The 19,285-nt window shown below is 60.3% G+C and carries 13 protein-coding genes; 4 read left to right on the top strand and 9 right to left on the bottom strand.

The features are described 5' to 3' along the window. Nucleotides 1–205: 205 nt before the first annotated feature. The 7 genes from RLCC275e_RS14115 to RLCC275e_RS14145 form a co-directional block, all read right to left on the bottom strand. On the bottom strand, nucleotides 206–3,361 hold the full coding sequence (locus RLCC275e_RS14115; protein ID WP_130707790.1) for an efflux RND transporter permease subunit: 3,156 nt from the start codon (nucleotides 3,359–3,361) through the stop codon (nucleotides 206–208). Continuing rightward, nucleotides 3,358–4,566, bottom strand: coding sequence for an efflux RND transporter periplasmic adaptor subunit (locus tag RLCC275e_RS14120; RefSeq protein ID WP_033180932.1), 1,209 nt, complete (start codon nucleotides 4,564–4,566; stop codon nucleotides 3,358–3,360). Before RLCC275e_RS14120 ends, RLCC275e_RS14115 begins: the two co-directional genes overlap by 4 nt. Nucleotides 4,567–4,821: 255 nt before the next feature. Beyond that, nucleotides 4,822–5,742 carry an adenylate/guanylate cyclase domain-containing protein gene (locus tag RLCC275e_RS14125; protein ID WP_033180933.1) on the bottom strand — a complete coding sequence of 307 codons (921 nt, stop codon included), beginning with the start codon at nucleotides 5,740–5,742 and terminating at the stop codon, nucleotides 4,822–4,824. Between the two features lie 171 nt (nucleotides 5,743–5,913). Further along, nucleotides 5,914–7,464: a SpoVR family protein gene (locus RLCC275e_RS14130; protein WP_003560959.1), complete on the bottom strand. Its 1,551-nt coding sequence runs from the start codon at nucleotides 7,462–7,464 to the stop codon at nucleotides 5,914–5,916. Continuing rightward, complete coding sequence (locus RLCC275e_RS14135; protein ID WP_033181032.1) at nucleotides 7,461–8,738, bottom strand: YeaH/YhbH family protein; 1,278 nt, start codon at nucleotides 8,736–8,738, stop codon at nucleotides 7,461–7,463. The genes RLCC275e_RS14130 and RLCC275e_RS14135 overlap by 4 nt, the downstream gene beginning before the upstream one ends. A gap of 21 nt (nucleotides 8,739–8,759) precedes the next feature. Beyond that, nucleotides 8,760–10,703 (bottom strand): PrkA family serine protein kinase, encoded by a 1,944-nt coding sequence (locus tag RLCC275e_RS14140; protein WP_003560963.1) that lies wholly within the window; start codon nucleotides 10,701–10,703, stop codon nucleotides 8,760–8,762. 502 nt (nucleotides 10,704–11,205) lie between these two features. Then, entirely contained in the window at nucleotides 11,206–11,682 is a 477-nt protein-coding gene (locus RLCC275e_RS14145) for a VOC family protein (protein WP_033180934.1), read from the bottom strand. A 247-nt stretch (nucleotides 11,683–11,929) separates the two neighbouring features. On the opposite strand from RLCC275e_RS14145, the gene RLCC275e_RS14150 reads away from it, so the two are divergent. Continuing rightward, entirely contained in the window at nucleotides 11,930–14,410 is a 2,481-nt protein-coding gene (locus RLCC275e_RS14150) for an ATP-dependent helicase (protein ID WP_130707792.1), read from the top strand. A gap of 26 nt (nucleotides 14,411–14,436) precedes the next feature. Here the strand turns inward: RLCC275e_RS14150 and RLCC275e_RS14155 are convergent, their stop codons facing one another. Further along, nucleotides 14,437–14,784 carry a hypothetical protein gene (locus RLCC275e_RS14155; RefSeq protein WP_003560970.1) on the bottom strand — a complete coding sequence of 116 codons (348 nt, stop codon included), beginning with the start codon at nucleotides 14,782–14,784 and terminating at the stop codon, nucleotides 14,437–14,439. 452 nt (nucleotides 14,785–15,236) lie between these two features. Here RLCC275e_RS14155 and RLCC275e_RS14160 point away from each other — a divergent pair, with 452 nt between their 5' ends. The 3 genes from RLCC275e_RS14160 (at nucleotide 15,237) to RLCC275e_RS14170 (ending at nucleotide 17,441) form a co-directional block, all read left to right on the top strand. Next, the gene (locus RLCC275e_RS14160; RefSeq protein WP_033180935.1) at nucleotides 15,237–15,734 is read left to right on the top strand and encodes an EF-hand domain-containing protein; all 498 of its coding nucleotides are present in this window, start codon (nucleotides 15,237–15,239) and stop codon (nucleotides 15,732–15,734) included. 319 nt (nucleotides 15,735–16,053) lie between these two features. Then, nucleotides 16,054–16,680: a bifunctional nicotinamidase/pyrazinamidase gene (pncA, locus tag RLCC275e_RS14165; RefSeq protein WP_033180936.1), complete on the top strand. Its 627-nt coding sequence runs from the start codon at nucleotides 16,054–16,056 to the stop codon at nucleotides 16,678–16,680. Nucleotides 16,681–16,775: 95 nt separating this feature from the next. Further along, on the top strand, nucleotides 16,776–17,441 hold the full coding sequence (locus tag RLCC275e_RS14170; RefSeq protein ID WP_033180937.1) for a dihydrofolate reductase family protein: 666 nt from the start codon (nucleotides 16,776–16,778) through the stop codon (nucleotides 17,439–17,441). Between the two features lie 96 nt (nucleotides 17,442–17,537). Here the strand turns inward: RLCC275e_RS14170 and RLCC275e_RS14175 are convergent, their stop codons facing one another. Beyond that, complete coding sequence (locus RLCC275e_RS14175; RefSeq protein WP_033180938.1) at nucleotides 17,538–19,127, bottom strand: hypothetical protein; 1,590 nt, start codon at nucleotides 19,125–19,127, stop codon at nucleotides 17,538–17,540. Nucleotides 19,128–19,285: the final 158 nt, after the last annotated feature.

Below are 19,285 nucleotides of genomic sequence, written 5' to 3' on the forward strand. Positions count from 1 at the left end.
ATGTCCGGGGTCGCTGGAATTCCAGCGCGTTGCGGCCTTCAAGAAACGAAGAAGACCAGTCGGTTACTGGCAACAATCATTGCCGTTTATGCTTAACAAACGACTAAACTTCAGAAGTAATTTATCTTATTTCGCAAGGTTTCATACACCATAAGAAACGCCGCAGGAGGAGATCCGGCGGCGTTTTCAAACTTGGATGAAAACCTTATTCGGCGGCCTGCAACTGCTCGTCGTCGGGCGCAGTGCGCGGCCGTGTGGCAACCGACATCTCTTCGTGTAGGCGCGCCTCCTCGTGGGCGTGCGGCTTGGCGAAGCGGGCAAGCAGCAGATAGGCGACCGGCGTGATGAACAGCGTCACCAGCGTTGCGAAACCGAGACCGCCGACGATCACCCAGCCGAGCGCAACGCGTGCTTCGGCGCCGGCGCCATGGGCAAAGACCAGTGGCACGCCGCCGAGGATGGTGGCGATCATCGTCATCATCACGGGGCGAAGGCGCAGCGCGCAGGCCTTCTCGATCGAGGACCGCACATCCTCGCCCCGGTCGCGCAGCTGATTGGCGAATTCGACGATCAGGATGCCGTTCTTCGCCATGACGCCGACCAGCAGCACCAGGCCGATCTGGCTGTAGATGTTGAGGCTGGACCCGGTGATAACAAGCGCGAAGACCGCGCAGGCAAGACCAAGCGGCACCGTCGACATGATGATCAGCGAAGACAGCACGCTTTCGAACTGCGCGGCCAGCACCAGGAAGATGATGACGATAGCAAAACCGAAAGTCAGCGCCATGCCGCTCGAATTCTCTTCGAGCGTCGCCGCCTCGGCAAGCGGCAGCAAGCGGGAGCCTGGCGGCAGCAGCGGCTCGGCGAGATCGGTTACCTGCTTGACGGCATCGCCGAGCGACATGCCATTCCTGAGGCCGGCGGTGATCGCCACGGAGGCAAGTTGCTGCTCGCGGTTGAGCTGCGGCGCGACCGAACCCTCCTTCATCGTGGCGATGACCGACATCGGTACGATCTTGCCGTCGCCGGTCTTCAGGAACACGTTCTCAAGATCGGTCGGATCGTCGATCGGCCGCGTCGTCGAGGTCAGAAGCACGGGATAGGATTCGCCGTCGACGAAGACGTCGACCACCGATCGCCCTTCGAGCAGCGATTGGATTGCCGTCGAAAGCCCGGTTATGTCGATGCCCAGATCCGAGGCGCGCTCGCGATCGATCGCCACCGATACCTGCGCTTGGCTGGGCTCGTTGGTGAGGCGCGGCGTATCATACTGGCCGGTGGCCTCGAGCGACTGAACCAGCTTGGCGGCCGCCGCCGTCAGCGCCTCGTGATCATTGCCGATCAGCGCCATCTGCAGACCGCTGCCGGCGCCGCGGATTCGAAGGCTGTTCGATGAGATAGCGTTGCCGCGCAAGGCCGGCACCCTGGAGGCTGCCTGGTTGATATCGCCGACGATTTCCGTCTGCGTCCTGTCACGTTCTCCCCAGGGAGCGAGCGTCAGCACCATGAAGCCGCTGTTCAGCGAACCGCCCTGGCCGGAGATCGAGAAGATATTGCGGATGTCGCCGCTGTCGACCAGCGGCTGCAGATATTCCTCGACGAGCTGCATCTTATCGCGGGTATATTCGAGGCTCGATCCCTGCGGCGTCGTCAGCCGCATCATCACCATCGACCGGTCCTCTTCGGGCGTCAGCTCGCTCTTCACCGTCGAGAAGGCGACGAGTGCCGCACCGGCAAAGATCACCGAGAACAGGATGACCACGAAGGGCGCATTGAGACAGCCGTGCAGCGCCCATTTGTAGAGATCGGCCAGCGCCCCGCCGAAGCGGCCGAGCACGCCGTGATCTTCGAGCATCGGCTTGGTCAGCATGCGCGAAGCGAGCATCGGACACAGCGTCAGCGCCACGATCGACGACAGACCGACCGAGAAGGCGAGCACGAAGCCGAATTCGCGGAAGAGACCACCGACCTGTCCCGGCAGGAAGGAGAGCGGAATGAACACCGCCGCCAACGTCGCCGTCGTGGCGATGACGGCGAAGAACACCTCACGCGTACCGAGCACCGCGGCCGCGCGCGGCCCCATGCCTTCGGCGCGCCGGCGCACGATATTTTCGAGCACCACGATCGCATCGTCGACGACGAGGCCGGTCGCCAGCACGATAGCGAGCAGCGTCAGGATGTTGATCGAGAAGCCGACCATATAGATTGCCGCCAGCGTGCCGATCAGCGCCACCGGCATGCTGACCGCCGGGATCAGCGTCGCCCGCCAATCGCGCAGGAAGAGATAGATGACAGCGGTGACGATGACGGCGGCGAGTATCAGCGCCAGCACCACCTCGTGGATCGCGCCCTGGATGAAGACGGCGTCGTCGCTGGTGATGGCAATCGTCGTGCCCTCGGGCAGTGTCTTGGACAGCTGGTCGACGGCAGCCTTGACGCCGGTCGAGATGTTCAGCGTATTCGACTGCGCCTGGCGGATGATGCCAAGACCGATACCCGGCTTGCCGTTGGAGCGTAGCGCCGTTTCGCCGTCGCGTGGCCCAAGCATCACCGTCGCGACGTCGCCGAGCCGGACGCGATCCTGCAGGATGACATTGGAAAAATCCGCCGGCGTCTGCAGGTTGGCGGTGGCGCGCACTACGATATCCTGCGTATTGCTCTTCAGCGAGCCGGCCGGCACGTCGAGTGCGGCGTTGTCGAGCGCCTTCGTCAGGTCGCCGATGGTCAGTCCGCGGCTGGCAAGCGCGCCCTGATCGACATCGACGCGGAAGACCTTCTCCTGGTCGCCATATTCCTCGACGTCGGCAACGCCGTCGACCGAGGCGAGACGATCGATCACCTCGTTTTCGACGAGCTGGGTCAGGTCGTCCATGTTGAGATTGGTGGAGGTGACGGCAAGGCGCATGATCGCCGAGGAATCCGAATCCGCCTTGACGATCTGCGGCGCATCCGCTTCGTCGGGCAGGTTCTGGGTAATGCGGCCGATCGCGTCGCGCACGTCGTTGGCGGCGACCGAGAGATCGATCGCATCGGAGAATTCCAGCGTCACCCGGCTCTGACCGAAGGAAGAGGTCGACGAAATCGATTTCAGGCCGCTGACGCGCGCGACCGCCCCCTCGATCACCTTGGTCAGTTCCTGGTCGATCGTCTGCGGCGATGCGCCATCGAAGGTGGTGCGCACGGTGACGACGGGACGGTCGACATCCGGCAGTTCGCGCACCTCGACGCCGACATAGGCAGCAAGGCCGGCGACAACCATCAGCGTGTTGAACACTAGCGCCAGAATCGGCCGGCGAACGAAAAGCGCGGTGAAGCTCTGCTTGCCCGAGGCCCTGTCCTGATGAATCTCGGTCACGCTCATTGGGTGGCGACCTCCGCAGCCGCGACATCGGCGCCCACACGCACTGCCCCGCCCTCGCGCACGCGCTGCAGGCCCTGTGTCACGATCACGTCGCCGTCCTTGAGGTCGGCTTTGACGAGCACGAAATCCGGGTTGCGCTGCACGATACTGACCCGCACCTTGTGCGACTTGTCGTCGTTGACCTGCCAGACGAAGGAGCCCTGCGAATCCCACTGCACCGAGACCGGGGCGACGGCCGGATATTTATCGCCGGCAAATTTCATGCTGACGCTGAAGGACATGCCGGCGCGCAGCTCGTCGGAACTGTTGTCGATCTTGGCGCGCAGGCGAAGCGTGCGGCTTGCCGCGTCGATGCGGTTGTCGACGGCTTCGACCACGCCCGAAAACACCTGTCCTGGCCTTGCCACTGACATCGCCTCGACCGGCTGGCCGACCGACACCGTATTGGCGAAGCGCTCCGGCACCCAGTAGTCGACGAGGATTTCCGAACGGTCGTCGAGCGTGACGATCGGGATGCTCGTCGTGACGTTGTCGCCGATATTGACCGGCACGATGCCGACGATACCGTCGATCGGCGCAGTGATATCGCGCCGGGCGAGATTGAGCTCGGCGGCCTGCAGCTGCAGCCGCGCGCCCTGCTCGGCGATCTCGGAATCGAACACGTCCATGCGCGACACGCTGGACTTGATGTTGTGATAGAGGTTGGACTTCTCGACGGCGGCCTTGACCGCCACGTCAGCCTGGCCGCGGGCGATCACCTGCTCCTCGCTGTCGAGCTTGGCGAGCACCTGGCCGGCCTTCACCCTGTCGCCCGACTTGATGAGGATTTCGCGGATTGTGCCCGATGCCTGCGGCGTGACCGCGACCGAACGGATCGCGTCACCCGTGCCGATGGCATTCAGCCGGTCATTGACGATACCTTGGACGACTGCCTGCGTCGCGACGAGAATGGCACTGTTGCGCCCGCCACCATTGCGGCGGTTCTGTCCCTGCCCTTGTCCGTCGCCGCGTTGCTGCCCCTGCGCCCGGGTCGGAGCGTCAGCATCCGCCGTCTCCTCAGCCTTCGGCGCGATCTCGGAAACGATGCTGTCTGGAATCCCTGCATCGCGCATCGTATCGCCGGCGCCGGGCACAAAGAAAACCCACGCGGCAAAGCCGGCAATAATGACGATGAGCGACAGTATAAACTGCTTCCAAAAGGCCATTCACGTCTCCAGAGGGACTCGAGGTTGGACCAGGGTCGGTCGAAAGAGGCGCTGCGGGATCGAGATTCCCGTCTGATGCGACAATATCGCGCGTTTACAGCTTACCGGCAAGCATAAGCAGCCGGCATTACCGATTTGTAATATCAGCAAAGAATGGAAATAACCCGGCCGCTCACTTTTGCTTGAACGAACACTCGCCCGTGTCTTTGACTCCGCCGATTTTCGGGCAGATTTCTGAAGATGCGGGTTGGATGCCTATCGACGCATCGACCACCGCACGCCCATGACAGCCGCAATCCCCAGTATCGGCCACACCGCCCAGAACTGCCCCGTCCAGGTGAAGAGGTTGATGCCGGCAAGGCCAAGTGCCAGGATCGCCAGCGAGGTGATCTTTCGGTTGAACAGGATCTGATCGCGGTTCCAGGCGAGCGCCGCGATGACGGCGAGCGCGAGCACCGGAAACTGCGCCCAGAAGACGCCCTGCCACGACAAGAGATTGATACCGATCAGGACGGCGGCGATGACGCCGAGCACGCCATACAGCCTGCGTCCGCCCGGTGCTGGGGTTGTCTCGGCCTTAGCTGCCGCCATAACCGGCGCTGGCTGCGGCCGCGTGGGGCCGGATAGTTCGGCAGGCGGCGTCTCGTCCCTGGCATCGCCGATCTTTACCGCATAGCTTGGCACGCCTTCATCGACATTCTTCACCATCAGCGGCCCGAGAAACTCGAAACCAACCGCCACCTTGTTGCGGACCTGATCGTAAACGGTACTTGATATGACGATGCCGCCGGCCGCAGCCGACGCCTGCAGCCGCGCGGCAATATTCACGCCGTCGCCATAGATGTCCTCCCCCTCGACGATCACGTCGCCGAGATTGATGCCGATGCGGAAGAGCATGCGACCGTCGGCCGGGCGGCGGGCGTTGAAGCCCGCGAGTTCGTTCTGGGTGTCGACGGCCGTGCGCACCGCCTCAACCACGCTCGGGAAATCGGCGATCAGCCCATCGCCCCAGGTGTTGATGACACGGCCACCATGGCTTTCGATCAGCCGCCCCATCGCCTCCCTGCAGCGCTTCAGCGCCGCAAGCGTCCCCTCCTCGTCGGCGCCCATCAGTCGCGTATAGTCCTGCACGTCAGCACAGAAGATCGTCGTCAGCTTGCGCCGCGTTTCACTCATATCATCTCGTCTCCGCGCTGTCCGCCGTCCCCGGAAGGTCGCAGCAAAGGCTGAATCTGTTTGACTGGAGATCAATATAAGGGATTGCAGTGACAGTGAATTTGTTTTTTCGACTATCGATAATTGCTCGTTTATAGAACCCGTCATGCCGCGTCGACATGACGGCGCCAGCTATTGGACGATCTTGCGCGGGCTCGCTGCGTATTCCCTGGCCACGGTACTCGAACCGTCGATTTCCTGAAGCAATACGTCGTAGCCCCAGAGATCGGCCAGATGCTGCAGGACGAGCCTGGTGTCGGCCTCCTGAAGATGGCAGCCGTTCATGACGATGTGCTGCAGCAGCAGGCGCCGGTCGCCGGCTAGGTCGACATCGACGATGTCGATAACGGGGTCAGTCCAGCCGATATCGTATTCGCGCGAAAGCTGGCGGCGGATGCGCAGATACCCGCGCTCATTGTGGATCGCCGAAACCAGCACACCCTCGGTTTGATCGGGATCGTCGTAGAGATGGAAGAGCCGCAGCTGGCGGATCAGGTTCGGGCTCAGGAACTGGCTGATAAAACTCTCGTCCCGGTAATCGGCCCAGATGCCGCGCAGGACAGCCATCGCATCGCCTCGTCCTGATATATCGGGAAACCATGCACGGTCCTCTTCCGTCGGCTTCGTGACGATCCTCTCGATGTCCTGCATCATCGCAAAGCCGAGCGCATAGGGGTTGAAGCCCGAGAACCGCCGGTCGTCATAGCTCGGCTGGAACACGACATTGGCGTGCGACTTCAGAAATTCGAGGAAGTTTCCGTCGCTGATCTGCCCCCGCTCGTGAAGCCGGTTCATGATCTGATAGTGGACGAACGTGGCCGTTCCCTCGTTCATCACCTTGGTCTGGCGCTGGGGATGGAAATATTGCGCGACATGGCGGACGATGCGAAGGATTTCGCGCTGCCACGGCTGCAGCCGCGGTGCGGATTTCTCGAGAAAATAGAGGATGTTGTCCTGGGGAAGACCAAGGGCGGCGCGGCGTTTTTCCAGGCCGATGTCGCCTCCCTTGCGGGCTTTGCCGACGGGAACCGTGCGCCACAGATCGTTGAACATCTGCTCTTCGTGCGCGCGGCGCTCCTGTTGCCGCTTCTCCTCCTGGCGAAGGTCGACGGTTGTTTTGCCCGCATATCGATGCACCCCGTGCGACATCAGCGCATGGGCTGCGTCAAGCGTCCGCTCTACGGCTGCCTCTCCATAGCGTTCCTCGCAGCGGGTGATGTAACCCTTGGCGAAATCGAGGTAATCGAGGATGCCCTTCGCGTCGGTCCAGAGCTTGAAGAGATAGTTGTTCTTGAAGAAATGATTGTGGCCGAAGGCCGCGTGCGCGGTGACGAGCGTCTGCATCGTCGCCGTATTCTCCTCCATCAGGTAGGAGATGCAGGGCGAGCTGTTGATGACGATCTCGTAGGCGAGGTCGCGCATCCCGCGGCGGTAGAAGGCTTCGTGATGCGCGAAGTGTTTGCCGAAGGACCAATGGCGGTAAAACAGCGGCATGCCGGTCGAGGAATAGGCATCCAGCATCTGCTCCGAGGTGATGACCTCGATCTGGTTCGGATAGACGTCGAGGCCGAGTTCGCCGAGAGCGATCTCCTCGCAGGCGTCGTGGATGCGCTGGAGCGTTGAGAAGTCCCAGTCCGCACCCTCGAACAACAACCGCTCTTTCGGCCTCACCGTCGTGGTCATGGCGTCACCTTCGACTGTCCGTCACGTTTCTGGAAGAGATCATGGAATACCGGGAATATTTCGTTTCGCCGGCAGACCTTGCGTATCGACAGCGGCAGCAGTTCGGAACGGATCCCTTGATAGAGCGTCCAGAGCGGTGAACGGGATGCCGAAGAGTCGCCGCTTTCTTCGCCGACCTCGATATAGGCAAAATACTGGCACTGCGGCAAAATCTCGTGCCGCAGCAATTGCCCGGTCAGGTTTCCGTCCGAATGGGAATTGTCGCCGTCCGAGGCCTGCGCGCCGTAGATATTCCACTCCGTCGGATCGAAACGCGCCGCGATGATCGCGCGCATTGCCGCTAGTGCACTGGATACCAGCGTGCCGCCCGTCGCCGGGCCGTAAAAGAAGGTTTCCTCATCAACCTCCTCTGCCTTGTCGGTATGGCGGATGAAGACGATCTCGACTTTCTTGTAGCGCTTCGACAGGAAAAGGTAGAGCAGCAGATAGAACCGCTTCGCCAGGTCCTTCATGTGTTCCGACATGGAGCCTGAGACGTCCATGAGGCAGAACATCACGGCCTTCGCCACAGGTTTCGGCTCGTTTTCGAAGCGCCGATATCGCACATCGAGCGGATCGATATAGGGAATGCGTCTGGTTTTTTCCGTGAGCGATTTGAGTTTTGCCTCAAGCGCCAGGCGGCTTTTGTCGTCCGTGCACTCCTCGATCTGCCGCTGCAGGGCTTCCAGCTCTTCGGCACGCGGGCGATGAAGTGCGACCCGGCGCATCATCGCAAGCCTCGTCGTGCGGCCGACGGCGATGTTGGACGGCGATCCTGACACGGAGTAGCCGGCCCGTATCGGACTTTCTTCCTCGGTTTCGCTCAGTCGCCGTTTGGCAAGGTCGGGCAGTTCCAGATCGTCCAGAAACACATCGAGGAATTCCTCGCGCGTCAGCACGAAACGGAAGCCATCCTCACCGTCGCCCTCGCCCGCTTCCTTGGGTTTTCCACCGTTCCTGCCAGGCGGCCGCGGAATGATATCGCCTTCGACGAAGGCTCTGTTTCCCGGCAGGATTTGATCGCTGATACCGTCTCCGCCCCTGCGAAGGCTCGGTTCGGCCATTCCATCAATCGGCAGGCTGATCTCACCGCCGTCGAGCACATCACGAATGTTCCGATTCTGCAGCGAACGTTTCACCGCTTGCTGCACGGTTCCCTTCACGCGGCGAAGGAACCGTTGACGATTTTCTAGACTTTTACCGCGCGGATTTAGCCGACGGTCGACAATGTGCATGATGGCTCCCATACATGACCATTAACTTGCCTGCTTGACGCGCATGTACCATTCGACAAGGCGTCTAACCTGCCTCTCGGTGTAGCCCCGCGCGGCCATGCGCGAGACGAATTCGCTGTGCTTCTTTTCGGTCTCGCCATCCTTCTTCGAGCCGAAGGAAATGACCGGCAAAAGATCCTCGACCTGCGAGAACATCCGCTTCTCGATCACTTCCCGAATTTTCTCGTAGCTCGTCCATGACGGATTCTTGCCGCCGTTGCCTGCCCGTGACCTCAGGCAGAACTTGACGATTTCGTTGCGGAAATCCTTCGGATTGGCGATTCCCGCCGGCTTTTCGATCTTCGTTAGTTCCTGGTTGAGGAGCTCGCGGTCGAGAAGCTGTCCTGTATCTGGATCCTTGAAGTCTACATCTTCGATCCAGGCATCGGCATAGTCGACGTAACGGTCGAACAGGTTCTGTCCGTAGTCCGCATAGGACTCAAGATAGGCCTTCTGGATCTCATTGCCAATAAACTCTGCATAGCGCGGCGCAAGATCGGCCTTGATAAACTCCATATAGCGCTTCTCGACATCGTCGGAAAACTGCTCGCGGCGGATCGCCTGCTCCAGCACATACATCAGATGGACTGGATCAGCGCCGATGTCAGTGGTGTCGTGATTGAAGGTCGAGGCAAGCACCTTGAAGGCGAAACGGGTCGATACTCCGTCCATACCTTCATCGATGCCGGCGGCATCCCGATATTCTTGAACGCTGCGCGCGCGCGGATCGGTTTCCTTCAGGCTCTCGCCGTCATAGGTGCGCATTTTCGAGAAGAAGGTCGAGTTTTCGTGTTTGCGCAGGCGTGAAAGCACGGAGAAGCGAGCCAGCATTTCCATCGTTGCCGGGGCGCAGGGCGCATCTATGAGTTCCGATCCCTCGATCAGCTTCTCGTAGATCTTCTGCTCCTCCGTCACCCTGAGGCAATAGGGCACCTTGATCACGCAGATACGGTCGATGAAGGCTTCGTTGTTCTTGTTGGCCTTGAAGCTTTGCCATTCCGCCTCGTTCGAATGCGCAAGAATGATGCCCGAGAAGGGAATGGCGCCGATATTCTCGGTGCCGATATAGTTGCCCTCCTGCGTCGCCGTCAGCAGCGGATGCAGCATCTTGATCGGCGCCTTGAACATCTCGACGAATTCGAGCACGCCTTGGTTGGCGCGGTTGAGCCCGCCTGAATAGCTGTAGGCATCGGGATCGTTCTGGGAGTAAGTCTCCAACCTGCGGATGTCGACCTTGCCGACCAGCGACGAGATATCCTGGTTGTTCTCGTCTCCGGGCTCGGTCTTGGAGATGGCGATCTGGCGCAACCGCGAAGGCTGTATTCTGACCACACGGAAGCGGGAAATATCGCCCCCGAAGTCATCGAGCCGCTTCAGGCACCACGGGCTCATCAGCCCGCTCAGGCGCCGCAAGGGGATGCCGTATTGCTTTAGAAGAAGCTCGCCCATCGTCTCCGGATCGAAGAGGCTGAGCGGACTTTCGAAAACGGGGCTGATCTCGTCGCCGGCCTTCAGCACGTAGATCGGATGAACTTCCATCAGCTGCTTCAGGCGCTCTGCCAGCGACGACTTGCCGCCGCCGACCGGGCCGAGCAGATAGAGGATCTGCTTGCGCTCCTCGAGCCCCTGCGCCGCGTGCCGGAAGAAGGAAACGATACGTTCGATCGTCTCTTCCATGCCGTGGAAGCCGGTAAATGCGGGATAGGTCCGGATGGTTCTGTTCATGAAGATCCGGCCGAGGCGCGAATCCTTGGCTGTGTCGACCATCTGCGGTTCGCCTATCGCGGCGAGCAGACGCTCCGTCGCGTTCGCATAGGCGATCGGTTCTTTCTTGCAGAGATCGAGATATTCCGCGACGGACAAATCCGTCTCGCGACGTGCTTCGTAGCTGCGTGTAAACGCATCAAACACCGATTCACTCAGCATGGGCCCTCCATTCAAGGTTTTGCCGCAGGCTTCTGATCGTCACACCATTAAAATGGCGACGACATTGCTAAGAATCAATAGTTTCGCAGGTATATTCCACGTCCGCGGACTGTTTATTGCAATGCACGAAAACGTGTACGCACCGATACTTTTTTGATTCTGCGAAACTGTTCTGCAGTGTAGTTGAGAAAGGCACCACCCGGGTATCAGCATATTTCGGGACGTGACATGAACTTTAAAAAGGTGTGCTATGTCGCCGGTGATTCGAGCGCTGGGAAACGCGGCAATTCGCGGCCAGCGAGGGCAAACTCGATTTGGCGAAAGCCAATCGGTAGAGGTTATTCACTGAGATCATCTGGTAGAACACGGCCGAACTGACGTTCTGCCCCGGTTTTTCTCAACTGCCAGCCCCTGTTCACATTTCATTGCAGCGCCGTTTATATTCTTGACCTTCAACGGCACGCCGGCGGACGCATTTCGATCATGCGCCCACCTTGGCGATTCAGCCGTTGAACGCTTTCTCCAGCGCGGCGATATCGATCTTGACCATGCCGAGCATCACTTCGGTTACGCGCCTGGCCCGCTCGCGGTTGCTGTCGGCGATCATTTCGGACAGCATGCGCGGCACGATCTGCCAGGAAAGACCCCAGCGGTCCTTCAGCCAGCCGCAGGCCTCCGGCGTGCCTCTATTGGCGAGGAATGCCTCCCATATCCGATCGATCTCGGCCTGGCTTTCCACGAGAATCGCGATCGAGAAGGAATGGTTGAAGCTATCGAGCGGGCCGGCCTTCATCGCCAGGAAGGCCTGGTCGGCGAGCGTGAACTCGATCAGTTCGACACTGCTGGGAGGCCCGCTCGGCGTTTCCGCCGGCAAAATGGTGGTGCGGCCGATCATGTAGTCCGGGATAACAGACACATAGAATTCGACGGCTTCGCGTGCTTCCTCGGCGAACCACAGATTTGAAACGACCTTCGGCATGAAACGGCCTCCTTGTTGACGGTGCTGATCCGGACGGCTGTCCGATGACCCAAGGACGCCCCACCGGCGCTTGTTCCGACAGGCCGCGATCCGAAATTTTTAGCCCCGCTCGCCCGCGTGACGACCATAGCTGCGCTCTGCGGCGGCATTGCTGCCCGCAACCTACCGCCCGGGATAGCGGCGGCTCAGGAATGAAAGCAGAACATCTTTTCTGGTCTTTCCTTCCCGAATCACTACATTACGCGCCATGAGCAATAGTTTCGACGATATGCCCTTCTTCGACGAAGAGCCGGGCGAGATGGCGCGCAAGCCGCAGCCGCCTGCCGCACCCGCCGAAAGGGGGCCTGTCGCCGGTGGCGGCATCGCGGCGCGCGCCATGGCGGCTCGTGACGGCGGCAAGCGGCCGGATTACCTCGCCGGGCTGAACCCCGAGCAGACCGAAGCCGTCGAAACCTTGGAAGGCCCCGTCCTCGTGCTGGCCGGCGCCGGCACCGGCAAGACGCGCGTACTGACGACCCGCATCGCCCATATCCTCAACACCGGCCGTGCCTTCCCCTCGCAGATCCTCGCAGTCACCTTCACCAACAAGGCGGCCCGCGAGATGAAGGAGCGCATCGCGCTGCTCGTCGGTGGCGCCGTCGAAGGCATGCCCTGGCTCGGCACCTTCCATTCGATCGGCGTCAAACTTCTGCGTCGCCACGGCGAGCTCGTCGGCCTGCGCTCCGATTTCACCATTCTCGATACCGACGACGTCGTCCGCCTGATCAAGCAGTTGATCCAGGCCGAAGGCCTCGACGACAAGCGCTGGCCGGCCAAGCAGTTCGCCGGCATGATCGATACCTGGAAGAACAAGGGTCTCGGCCCCGCCGATATCCCCGAGGGCGACGCCCGCGCCTTTGCCAACGGCCGCGGCCGCGATCTCTATGTCGCCTATCAGGCCCGCCTCTCGACACTGAACGCCTGCGATTTCGGCGATCTGCTGATGCACCCGATCGCGATCTTCCGCAAGAACCCGGATCTCCTGAAGGAATATCACGGCCGTTTCCGCTATATCCTCGTCGACGAGTACCAGGATACCAACACAGCCCAGTACATGTGGCTCAGGCTTCTCGCCCAGCGCCCCAAGGGCGAGCTGCAGAATGTCTGCTGCGTCGGCGATGACGACCAGTCGATCTATGGCTGGCGCGGCGCCGAGGTCGACAATATCCTGCGCTTCGAGAAGGACTTCCCCGGCGCCAAGGTCATCAAGCTCGAGCGCAACTACCGTTCGACCGAACATATCCTCGGCGCAGCCGCCCATCTGATCGCCCATAATGAGGGCCGCCTCGGCAAGACGCTGTTCACCGACCGCTCCGACCCCGACGACGCCAAGGTGCAGGTCCACGCCTCCTGGGATTCGGAGGAGGAAGCCCGCGCCATCGGCGAGGAGATCGAGCAGCTCCAGCGCGGCAAGCATCTCTTGAACGACATGGCGATCCTCGTGCGCGCCTCCTTCCAGATGCGTGAATTCGAAGACCGCTTCGTCACCCTCGGCCTCAACTATCGCGTTATCGGCGGCCCGCGCTTCTACGAGCGCCTCGAAATCCGCGATGCCATGGCCTATTTCCGCCTGGTCGCTCAAGCCTCAGACGACCTCGCCTTCGAGCGTATCATCAACACCCCGAAGCGCGGCCTCGGCGATACGACGGTGCGTGCGCTGCACGACTATGCCCGTGCCCGCGATATCCCGATGCTTGCGGCAGCCGCCGACATCATCGAGACGGACGAGCTGAAGCCGAAGGCGCGAAAGGCGCTCTTCGACGTGATTCAATCTTTCCGCCGATGGCAGGAACTGCTTGAAAATACACCGCATACCGAACTTGCCGAGCAGATCCTCGAAGAGTCCGGCTATACCGACATGTGGAAGAACGACAAGAGCGCCGAAGCCCCCGGCCGCCTTGAAAACCTCAAGGAACTGATCCGTTCGATGGAAAGCTTCGAGTCGATGCGCGGCTTCCTCGAACACGTCTCCCTCGTGATGGATGCCGAAACCAACGCGAACCTCGATGCAGTCTCGATCATGACGTTGCACTCGGCCAAGGGCCTCGAATTCGACACCGTCTTCCTGCCCGGCTGGGAGGAAGGCCTCTTCCCGCACCAGCGCTCGCTGGATGAGAGCGGCCGCGCCGGCCTGGAGGAGGAACGCCGCCTCGCCTATGTCGGCATCACCCGCGCCAAGCACCGCTGCCACATCTGGTTCGTCTCCAACCGCCGCATCCACGGTCTCTGGCAATCGACCCTGCCCTCGCGTTTCCTCGACGAACTGCCGGTCACCCATGTCGAGGTCGCCGAAATGGAGCAGAGCTATGGCGGTTACGGCCGCGGCGGCTACGGCCAGTCGCGCTTCGACAAGGCCGAACCCTTCGCCAATTCCTATTCCACACCCGGCTGGAAACGCGCTCAGGCCAACAAGACCGACGCCACACGCGACAACTGGGGCACCCGCTCTGGCCACGCCGTCGAACGCATCGGTTACGGCGAAAGCGGTCCGAAGGGACGCACGATCGAAGGTGAGCTGGTGGTGAAATCCACATCCGCGGAACCGTCGCGCTTCACGCTCGGCGACCGCGTGTTCCACCTGAAATTTGGCAACGGCAACATCACCGGCATCGAAGGCAACAAGCTGACGATCGAGTTCGACCGGGCGGGACAGAAGCGGGTGCTGGATGGGTTCGTCGAGCGCGTGTGACCTCGCGTCAGCACGACGCGAAACGCTCACCCAAGCATCCGCATCCTTCCGAGCCCGAGAATATCGTTGACGAGGGCGATGCCCATTCCCGCAGCGACTATCCCCAATCCGATCAGAAAGAGCCGGCGCGACCGATCATATTTGACGGCGATGAGTGAGTCGCGCGCCAGCAGATCGGCGAAGACCTTCACCTGGATGGCGATGCCGACGACGAGGAACAGCATCGGCAGGATATCGATGCGGCTCCAGTCGTTGGGATTGGAAACCCAGACACTGATAAAATTAAGGGAGAAACCGAGGATGATCCCGGCCGCCGTCAGCGATCCGTTGCGGAACGTCGCATCGATCTTTTCGTCTGGATCTGGCTCGGACATGGCTTCGCTCCGGCTTGCTGCTGAGGCAAGAAAGGCAGAAATCGCGGCAGGGAGCAAGATCGGCTTGGCATAGCGCTTCGCGAAGGCGGACGAAATGCCGCAGCGGCGGAGAGCTGGCATATAGCCCATTGCCCCTTCCGCAAGCCGCGCCGGCGCGATCTCCTGCTATCGCAGGCATGCGCTTCCGCTCGCCGGAACCCATCGATCGCCAAAAAAAGCCAATAATTCCAATGAAACAGTTTTGGTAACCGAAAGGTTAACGTGGGTCGCCACGCGCGGTCAATCGCACTTCTACCCTGTCAAAACGTCGCTTTGACGCCTTCTGCAAATCAGCTTAGCCCAAAGGTTGCCCGCCCATGAAAGGCAGGCTTCCTTCTGCAAATCAGCTTAGCCCAAAGGTTGCCCGCCCATGAAAGGCAGGCTTCACGACGAACTTTTCAAAGGAGGTTCAAGTGACCAGTGTTTCATCTCTCGGCAGCACAGTGACCCAGTACCAGTCTCCGCTTTCCAGCCTCGACAAGAATGGCGACGGCGTCATTTCGGCGGACGAGTTGGCCGCCGCCTCGCAGTCCTCGACATCGGGTACGACGTCGACCGACAGCGACGACAGCAGCACCGACATCGTCAAGAAGATCACCGCCGACATTCTGTCGCTGATGCTGTCCATGCAGAAGACCGACAGCAGCGACGATCAGGGCGACGGCAGCGATCAGAGCGACGACGCTTCCAAGGGCGTCTTCGCAGCGATGGATACCAATGGCGACGGCAAGTTGACCGAGTCCGAATTCCTCGCCGCCGATCCGAACAGCATCAAGACTTCAGGTGATAGCGATCCGCTCCTCACCAAGGTGCTGAGCGATATGCAGACGGCTCTCCAAGCCTATCGCAATACCTACGGCGCTTCCGCCGCAGCAGGTGATTCTGCAGCCGACAACGTGGCGGCGGTCTAGCCGGGAGATCCGGGCTCTGCCGGGGGAGCCTCGATCCATCGATGCCGCACAAAAGCGTCCTACGCGGCAATTGCCGCCGTCGCGGGCTGTGTCTGCGATCAGAAAATCATGCACGAGCCATCCTCATCCCTCCTTTCCATTTCAACACGAGAACCGCCGCTAACTATCGCAATGATTGCATTAGAGCATTCTGTTTCGACGACTTACTACCGCTAGTGCCAGAATTAACACTTGCGCGTCCGCGCCTGGAAATCCACTAGTTGATCCATTCAGTGTGCTTGGCGTCTTACACTGCAATAAAGCGAAGGGATTGGCCTTGATGAAAGCGCTGCTGCTCGTCGATATTCAGAACGGCTTCTGTCCGGGCGGCAATCTGCCGGTGCCTGACGGCGACAAGGTGGTTCCCGTCGCAAACAGGCTGATCGACAGCGGCAAATACGATCTGATCGTCGCTTCGCAGGACTGGCATCCGCCGGGCCACGGCAGCTTTGCCTCCGCCCATCCGGCTGCCGCCCCCTTCGAGATGGGGGAACTGTCGGGCAAGCTGCAGATGATGTGGCCCGACCACTGCATTCAAGGTACGCTCGATGCCGAACTGCATCCCGAACTCAAATCCGAAGAGATCGACCTGATCCAGCAGAAGGGCGAGCATCCCTATATCGATAGCTATTCGGCCTTCCGCGACAATGACCACGATGCCTCGACCGGCCTTTCCGATTTCCTCGAGGATCAGGGCGTCACCGACCTCGACGTCTGCGGGCTGGCGACCGACTATTGCGTCAAGTTCTCCGCGCTCGACGCGCTGGAGATGATGCCTGGTATCCACGTGCGCTTCATAGAGGATGCAAGCCGCGGCATCACGCCCGAAGGCGTCGCCGCCGCCATCGAGGAGATGCGGGCGCATGGCATCGCGATCGTCGACAGCGCCAAGGTCCTGGCCGGCTGATTGAGATCAGCGAGAAAAGACAATGTGGCAGATGTCGGATCGGCACACGTCCATCCGTCCTTGGCTCTGAACGCACCAATCATGGGAGTTGAGAGATGAGAAAGCTTGTTACCGCAGCCTTCGTGAGCTTGGATGGCGTGATTCAGGCGCCGGGCGCACCGCAGGAGGATCCCACCGGCGGCTTCCCCCTTGGCGGCTGGACCGTCAATTACTGGGACGAGCCGATGGGCGGTTTCATGGACGGGATTTTTGTCGACCCCTTCGCGCTGCTGCTCGGCCGCAAGACCTACGAGATCTTCGCAGCGCACTGGCCCTTCGTCGGCAAAGACGATCCCGTCGGAAAAGCCTTCAATGCCGCGACCAAATATGTCGCAACCACCTCGAAAGAGCCGCTCACCTGGGAAAATTCCGTTGCGCTGCGCGGCGATGCCGCCACCGAAATCGCTCGCTTGAAGCAAGAGGACGGTCCCGACCTCCTGACGCAGGGCAGCGGTGGCTTGCTGCAAACCCTGTTGGCGCACGACCTGATCGATGAACTCCGGCTCCTGACCTTCCCGCTCATCCTTGGCCCCGGGAAGCGCTTGTTCGGCAAGGGCGCCAAGCCGGAGGCGCTGAAGCTCACGGCCAACTCGGTATCGACGACCGGCGTCATCATGAGCGTTTACGAGCGCGCCGGCGAGGTCGAAACCGGCAGCTTCGGAATGCCCGAGCCTTCGCAAGCCGAGATCGCACGCAGAGAACGGATGAAGCGCGAGGGCTGAGACGCGCCGGCGCGTTCCTCAGGGATCTGCGTTTCATCGAGGATGCCAGCAGCAACCGCGTGAACGTGTTGCGCAAATACTCTGCTGACTGGCGTCTTATTTCAATACGTAGGCGTCGAACGTCTCATCGCTTCCGGCAACCGGGCCGAAGCGCTTGACGAGGCTTGTCGCGCTCTGGAAAGCAGAAATATCTTCCGGCGTCAGAGACAACCGCCAAACGTAGCTTTCACGCAGGGAAACGGGCGCAGTAATCTGATCAAGCCGCTGCGAAAGAAGAACGACGACAGGCACATGCTCACTCTGTTGCAATCGATGTGCCGTTTGCAGAATATCGGCAAGGCTGAGCGAAAGCCGCGCGTTCCGGGTATATCGCACGATGTCGCCGAACCGCTCCTCCCGCAGAAGATAGGTGCGATTGGAGACGTAATAGGGCAAGGCTTCCACGAGATAGTCGGGATCCGCCATGATGACCGCGTCCTTAAGATCAGGGCGCGACTGCATGAACGCACCGAAATCCTTGCTTCGGCTCAGGGGTATTTCGGCTATGAAGGCCTGATTGATCTTTTCGATACCGGACATGACCTGTAGCGCCAGCAATATCAGGAAGCACAGACGTCCGAACTTTACGATCCCCCCAGCAGCCTCGGCGCCGACAGCGCTCCCCTCGCGCTGAGTATGTGTGGTCAAGGCGGTGATGGCGATCATGAAAACCAGCCAGAGCGCCTGATGTCTGTATCCGCCGGGATAGACAAGCGTAAAAAGCAGCGAAAGCCCTACGAGAACCAGTCCGGCTGCGATCATCGCCGGCCGCCGGTTCGCCAGGGCCAACAGGCTGCCGTAGATGAGCACGGACATCAACGCTGCGAAAATCCGCGAGGCCAGCGGATACGCCACGACCAGTTCGAGGACGCGGCCGGGATAGAATTCCATAAAATGGGAACTGGGCGCGGCAAGAGCACCAAGGGCAAGCAAGGCGAAATTCTTGCCACTGAGGTCGTTCTGCCCCGTATCATTGAAGGTCGGATAGACTGTTACGAAACATAGAACAATTCCAACCGCGGCAATGGCAGTTGCTGTCGCAAAGGCCAGATATTCCGTCAGAGGCGGCCTTGGTCGAGCCAGAATTAAATCGAAAAACCAATAGGCGAGGAAGCCGCCGACGAGGACGACCGAATGGACGTTGGTATTTGCCAGCAAGGCAAACAACAGGCCGAGCAATAGCCCGTTGCGTGTTCCTTTCTCCCAACTCAGGACGATAAGGAAAATAATCAGCATGCTGATGCCGTAATTTCGCGACATCGCGGCATAATCGTAAACCGAAAAGCTGCTGAACAGCGACAGCAGCATAATAGAAAGCGGCAATTTCAGCCTGAAAACAAGAAGATAGGCCGCAGCCGCCGCAATCGTCAGGGCGACGATCTTCAGGACGACAGGCGAACCGACCACGACATAGGCGGCGCGCAGCAGGATATACCAGAGAGCAGGATGACCCTCGCCATGCATCTGGCGAAGCATATCGATGAAATTATCCCCCTGGAGGGCGAGTGACAAAGCACGAACCTCGTCACGCCAGACCGTTTCGGACCGGCAAAGCGCAGACGCCAGCGCAAGCCACACCATAAAGATCAACGCCTTGCCGAGCTTGGCGAATCGAGGTTCATCGATAGTGGAGACAATCACGGCCAAATAACACGCAACCCGGTGAACGAAAGCGTCACGACCATATCGGCGCAGAAATAATTTGGCGTTAAGTGAAACCCCTGTTTGATTTTAGGGCGCTAAAGCATGTCGCGCAAAACTGTGCAGCGATTTTGCGACAACGACATGCGTAACAGCGCGACAAG

The sequence above is a fragment of the Rhizobium brockwellii genome, assembly GCF_000769405.2.
GTDB classification, from domain to species: Bacteria; Pseudomonadota; Alphaproteobacteria; order Rhizobiales; family Rhizobiaceae; genus Rhizobium; species Rhizobium brockwellii.